The 6,229-nt window shown below is 45.0% G+C and carries 4 protein-coding genes and 1 pseudogene; 2 read left to right on the top strand and 3 right to left on the bottom strand.

All coding sequences use genetic code 11. From position 1 onward, the window contains the following. Window positions 1-181, top strand: a pseudogene (locus M0412_RS25235) (hypothetical protein); the annotation flags it as partial. A gap of 309 nt (window positions 182-490) precedes the next feature. On the opposite strand, the gene M0412_RS25230 reads toward M0412_RS25235, so the two are convergent. The 3 genes from M0412_RS25230 to M0412_RS25220 form a co-directional block, all read right to left on the bottom strand. Further along, window positions 491-1,051, bottom strand: a complete 561-nt coding sequence (locus M0412_RS25230) for a RolB family protein (RefSeq protein WP_161596389.1) — start codon at window positions 1,049-1,051, stop codon at window positions 491-493. A gap of 1,352 nt (window positions 1,052-2,403) precedes the next feature. Beyond that, window positions 2,404-3,000 carry a RolB family protein gene (locus tag M0412_RS25225; protein WP_077768172.1) on the bottom strand — a complete coding sequence of 199 codons (597 nt, stop codon included), beginning with the start codon at window positions 2,998-3,000 and terminating at the stop codon, window positions 2,404-2,406. Window positions 3,001-3,695: 695 nt separating this feature from the next. Further along, entirely contained in the window at window positions 3,696-4,100 is a 405-nt protein-coding gene (locus M0412_RS25220; RefSeq protein ID WP_161596388.1) for a RolB family protein, read from the bottom strand. A 1,263-nt stretch (window positions 4,101-5,363) separates the two neighbouring features. Between M0412_RS25220 and M0412_RS25215 the strand changes: the two genes are divergently transcribed. Next, window positions 5,364-6,203, top strand: coding sequence for a RolB family protein (locus M0412_RS25215; protein WP_077768174.1), 840 nt, complete (start codon window positions 5,364-5,366; stop codon window positions 6,201-6,203). The last annotated feature ends 26 nt before the right edge of the window (window positions 6,204-6,229 follow it).

Genomic DNA, 6,229 nt, shown 5'->3' with positions numbered 1-6,229 from the left:
GGGCACCGGCAACAAGGTCATCGTCCAGTATGGTGAAGTCACCGAAGATATTGCGACACCGGTTCTCGGTGAGATCCTGCCGGAGTATGCCGACGATATCTATAAGGTTGGTCGCGCTGTTCTGGAAGCCACCTTCCTGACTAAGGAGCTGTTTTTTCTCAAGATGGAGCCCACCAGTTAGGGCCCGCCCAAGGCGACTAAGCTATGAGGACGATCTCGCCTTCTGGCAAGTCTATCCTTGGCTCATAAATATCCTACGGTGTCATCTTTCTCCTGCGACGTTTGTATTATGTTTGTATTATGTTTGTATTTTCATAATTGTTTGTAACTGAATAAAGTGTTTTAATTTATTTCCCTCTTGCTTTACTCTAAACTTAATTATGTTAATAACAATTCTTATATAACGATCAATCATTATTAATACCAAATTTAGCTATTACATCATACGATCAGACTCCATAACATGTTACACAGATAAAACACACTAGTTTCAAAAAAATAGACTCTTTCCAGCACATACAATCTCTTCATACTTAAAAAACATATCGCTCTGATCCTCTGGCTGACGCTGCCGGGTAAAGACATCGAAGGGGCCACACTCGCCGTCCACTGTGCGCACCGATATCTCACCGGTCTTCTCAAAACAATTGCTGGGGAGGAACGCCACGAAATAGTCGCAACAAGCAGATTGAAGAGATCCAGATGCAGGACCTCCACAAACAATGGAGTTAAGTTTCTCAAACGCCTCGGCCCTTGTAACCCCAGGCAGGTATGGTGGAAGCGAAGTAATTTTCGCGACTGAATTGCTGTTGCAAACGAGGATGCGATTCTTTACACACAAGTCTGCTATTGGTTCATCCATATACATAAAAAGAAGCTTGTCGACCGTCACAGATTGATCGAGATCCGCCACCGCGTAACCGTTGCTTTTCCAGAAGTCGAGATCATCGCGGTAGTCCCGTAGCGCCGCCTCAAGCTCGGCCCTCACATCCGGACCCAGGACTGTAACGAGAGAAATGCCTTCCAATTGACGCTCCAACTCATCTGCCATGCTCATGCTTTAGCAGGATTAGTGCTTTGTGCCTCCAGCTGTAAATTCTCTTCTGATCACTTTAGAGCAGCTGGAACCTATTTAAACACCTGGCCTCCTCCTTGTTGATTTCTGTGAACTTTTCGAGATGCGAAATAGATAAAAAATGAAATAAAATCTCAACCGGGCGTATCCGAATCTGTCAACTTGACTTTATTGGGGAGAGAACCTCTCACAAAGCATCATAATCAAAGCAGCCACACTTTCGATATTAGTGGAAGTTATTGGTGGTCTCGCAGCTCAGCCAATCAGGTAAGGATATAGTGAAGCGATGGATTCGATATGCTAGAAAAGGAACCACTCCATTAGCAATCGAGTGGCATCCGCGTCAGCCTCTCGTGCCCAACCCAATTTCAATGCTTTTTGGATATTATTGACTGTCCTAGTGGACTGCCATTTTTGAAGGCTCTTCTTCCGCCACGGGATTATATTCCATTTCCACTAAACTCTCTTTTGAATATTAAATTTGGCCTCAATCGAGATCGGTTGGAGATCAATGCTATAAAGATAGGTTTCAAGGAATTGGAAAACATGTTGAGGATGTCCTGTTGATTGGGCGCCGATAGTCAGGACGGCATGCTCACCGCTCACGCGATTCCAGTAACTCCCTTAGCAGCTGTCATGCTCACCGCCGTCTGCCGACGGGCAAATATGTTCTTCTGCCACCCTCGCTTGAAAAAGGTGCGCTACCGTTGTTCAGCAACCTTCCCAATGGTTATGCTCAACGAAAGCTACAACAAGAAGCACAAGGTCCGTTACAAGCCACCCGCCTTGAGCCCCCTGCGACCGCATTGTCCGGCAAGGTCGTCGTGCTCGTCACCTCGACGCCAGTCAATTTGGAACACCTGAGCTTAGCTTCGGTGCTACCGGCAAGTCACTCAACTTGGCTACAATCTGCGTGCTCTCTCAAACTCTGTCTGTATTATTTACGTATAACTGGCCAGCGGATATCCCAATAAACGCTGTATCCACCGTCTTTGTTATCACGTTGTACCCTTTGATATGTTATCAGATATTAAATAAATAATTTTAACACTATATTACTTCAATAAGCACACGGCACTGCAATGCGATTGATTACCCAAAAATATATATCATGATCATTTAACTACCCATCGAGCGCACACAGCGCTTATATTATAGATATTCAAAATATAACATATTTTACAATAGCACTTGATATCATCATCCCGTTATTTTAACACAATAACGTAACCGACACACGGGAGAACAAGCGAAACATGCATGATCTTAAGTCATGTAAGATAATACGAAATATAATCGAAACTCCCGTTGGATCAGCGGTGCACTGCCTATTCCAACAGGACCTTGCCAATTGCCAGTATGGCCTCATAAGCTAAGGGCCCCTCCAGTTGTCTGCTATAAATCTTGCAAAGGCCTTCGCCGCCATTTTTGGTGACAATTTCACAGCTCTGATAGTCGAAATTTTCATCTGGCAAGATCGCCACAAAATAATCCATGTCTGTTGGATTCCGGTACCCTCCTCCCGAAATGGAATTGTGGATCTCCCTTAAAGCAGCGAGTGAGACATTTGTCTGATAGGGAGGAACGACGCACGATATCAGATCTCCCTCCAAATGCTCCTCGCACACGAGATGCTTGTTCTCCTTGCAGGCTTTAGCCACGGCCAGGGAGGTAAAGACGAAGGACAGAGGATACTTGAACCCGGCCGGATGCAGCCCCATTTCTGCATTGTTGACATGGACTGCCTCCATATGAGCCACACGCTCAGTTGCAGATGGTATATAGTACTTTAACGTCTCTGTTTGTGCAGCCTTGTAGGTTTCCACCACATTAACAAGCTGAGCCTTCAGTCGAGTGGGCTCCTTGATCAAACGAAAATCATCGACATGAAGCCGTTGAGAGCTACCACCGAAATAACGAGCCATTCAACTGCCACTTTAGGTTAACTTGGAAAAATGCATGGGAAGCAGAGGTATTTAAAGGTGCTTGGTCACTAGTGTCAGCAACGCAAATTATCTGACTTATGAACTTTTCTTCCGATTATTACTCCAAGGCCACATTGTTTGTAAAACGTTTTCCATTTGCTACAGAAATTATTGAACAATCATGAAGGCGACACTTTGGCGTATTGCGGCTATTTCGTTCAAATAATCAAGGATTAAAAGTCTTTCCTCTGACTTCTGGTTTCTTTATGTTGAATTTGCTATGTGACTTTTTAGAGTGGGCTAATTTTCTTGTCTTTATTATCAGTTTTCAAGGAGAACGAGTTTGCCTAGTTTAAACATGTGGGCACTTCTATCGAGATATTGATAGCTAAGTTTGACAAATTAATCATCTATTGCGGCATTGCGGGCCAGCTTCGGTCATATATTGCGGCTATGTGAACTATTTTCTTTAATACACAAATAATTAAAAACATAAATGGAAAAAGTGATAACCAAATTTCGAACAGGCAGGTTTCATTTCAAGCAAACAACCCATCCATCGGAACCAAAAAAGAACAAGTGCATCCATGGCGCAGGTTACATCAACCAGATCCATGAGTTTATTACATTTATATTTCTAGCGTGAAACAGGTACCACCTCCAGCCTCTGGGCACCGTCAGAACAGCTACTGCCATCACTCCATTCCAAATTTGCATTCGCCATGCCTCACCAACGCACCAGGTTCGAGCCTGAGCTGGTTGCTGGCATAAAGGTCGAAGGTCAGAGACTTTCCCTTTGTTGAAGTTAGTTCCATCTGCCCATCCAGCTTGACGAAGTACCCGGGGACAGAAAGTGCGGCGAAGTAGGCGCTCCGGATAACATCCTCGTATCCAAAGAATCCTGATGCCTGCCTAAGCCCCCTGCACACCTCACCGAGACTTACATCTTTCTGGTATGGTGGAAGATTGGTGATGAGCGCGCCGTGCGTGGAATTGTAGGGCAAAGACCCTCCATAAAAGCATCGCATCATCGTCGGGCAATCGACGTAGAGGTACAGTATCCCAGGGTCTTGGCGACCGCCCTCTTCGTCAACATCCATCGACTGGCCCTCACCCGGCTCCGTCAGGGGGGTCCGCTCCTTTGAGGCGCTCTGGATGTGTTTCTTTAGCTCATCGCTGGACGATACGTCGCCTACCTTAAGACTGGAAAAGAGAGCACATAGGTCAAATTCCGCCATGTTAGCAAAGTAGGAAACAATAGTGGCGTGCACCCAGAACTGGAAGCACCATTCCCTTTATAGATGCTTTTGCTTATATGAGTTGAATATCAGTTAGGTATAGCTGCAAAACCCAATATTCATAAATTATACGACTATCGATGTTCCACGTCTCACATTTGTAAAATAATTATAGACCGGCACGTGTCTGTACTTAAAATGGCCTTTAAGGGTTTTGCATCTTTGCAAAAGCACGAGTGGGAATAGGTTCTGCTGTCCAATAATGGTGTCACATCGTCAATAGCATCTTTCTTTTTCCTTTAATTATGGTCGCACGCGCCTACCTTTATTTATGCTGCGAAAAGGCACTACTTTTTCAACCTGTGCACCACGTTAGGCCTGTCTGCACCACACAGGTGTCGCTTTTCCATGGGATCTCATTCAAAGCACTTAACTAGCCACGATTCCTTCTTTTAGATAAATGCTATTTCGGCCCATTTTGATTTTTGGGCTCTAAAACGATTGATGGGCTTCAAATCTAAAACTTGTATCAGTATGGCACTTATAGCAAGATCCGAATGGACTGGTTGCCTGGCGTGGCAATATTAAGTCGTATAGGTCCAAATTGTATTTAAGATTACACTTGCTATATAATCCACATTTTATTGGCATAAGAGTAATTGCGTAATTGAAATAAATTATTTGTATGAGCAGACATATGCAATTTCAAAATATACCACATACATCAATAGAATTTATGATATTATCGGCAATAACTACACGTAGCGGCAATAATTACATCTTAATTATAAATAGCATCGAGAGTGCAACCATCAACAAGTTGCCCGTGCAGCTTTCACGAAACCCAATATTCGGCAAACTTTAAGCTCTACCCCACCCCTCCCCATTTCAGGTATCTTTTAGATACACTTTCACTAAAGCCAAACAAAAAAGACAAAAATGCTAGCCCACTACTATGACCTCGTGACCAATCAAGCAGGCATTATTTTTCGCTTGATCCAGGTTTTAAGGCCGCCATGTCCGAGCATCGATTTTGATGCGATGGTGATTATTGCCAGATTGCCTCTGGCTTTCCCGACCGGAAACTGTGGCTGATTGATGCCACTTGCCGGCGGCGTACTTTAAATGGCACTGAACTTGCCGTTATTCCACAGTTATCCCCAACCTCACATCACAATGCCTCCTCGATTACTATTCCTTCAACGCTTTCAACCACGAGATCTCACAAAAGCCTGGAACCAGCTTAACTTGTTCAATGAGATCCAATTTGCATTTTTAATCTATAGCCAAGTCTATAGCAAAACTCTCATGGATTTCCAGAAAAGGTGGGCCCAAGGCGTGCTTGATTTGGAGGAAAACCGTCCGCCGGTGGTCATACTTAAACAACTGGCCCATCTTCTAAAAAACAAAGTATGTTATCATCCCCCCATGCTTGTCGATCAACCGGATTTGGCCAGAGAAAACGACCGACATGTATTTGTCTATCTATCTCGCGAGAAGATGCAGAAAGTACTGGAGGAAAAATCCATCACGTTTGGATTAGAGGCCGTGCTGGCGACCACGATGCAACCCTATCGTAGCGACCTCGCCCTCCAGGAGATGGTCCGTGCTCACAACATTGCTTGGCCGCACCGCCGCGTGGAAGAACCTGATCTGGAAGGTTTTATCGCCATTTTTGCAAGTACCTTGTTCATTCACCTGCTGGAGTTAAAAGTGACAAATGTGTACGGCAGGGAGGTAGCCTGCACCTTCTTCGTGCGGCAAGGCACTGGAAACCGCTCCTATGACGTCATTGCTTGCGGCATCACACAGTTCACCAAAAATGCTGGCGTGATGCCACGACCGGCGGTACCGTCACCGGAGCCAGACCTCACCCTGCGGCTCTCGGGACCCAACCAGAAACGTGAAGAGGGTGATATGAAGCCTGCTATAGTAAATCTGAAGAAAGAAACCTCGGCGACTTGAGGTCCCCTGCAGGCCACCTTTAACTA

Source organism: Agrobacterium sp. O3.4 (assembly GCF_041414895.1).
GTDB classification, from domain to species: Bacteria; Pseudomonadota; Alphaproteobacteria; order Rhizobiales; family Rhizobiaceae; genus Agrobacterium; species Agrobacterium cucumeris.
Note: the sequence above shows the minus strand (reverse complement) of the source record. Positions and strands in the feature narration are given on the sequence as shown.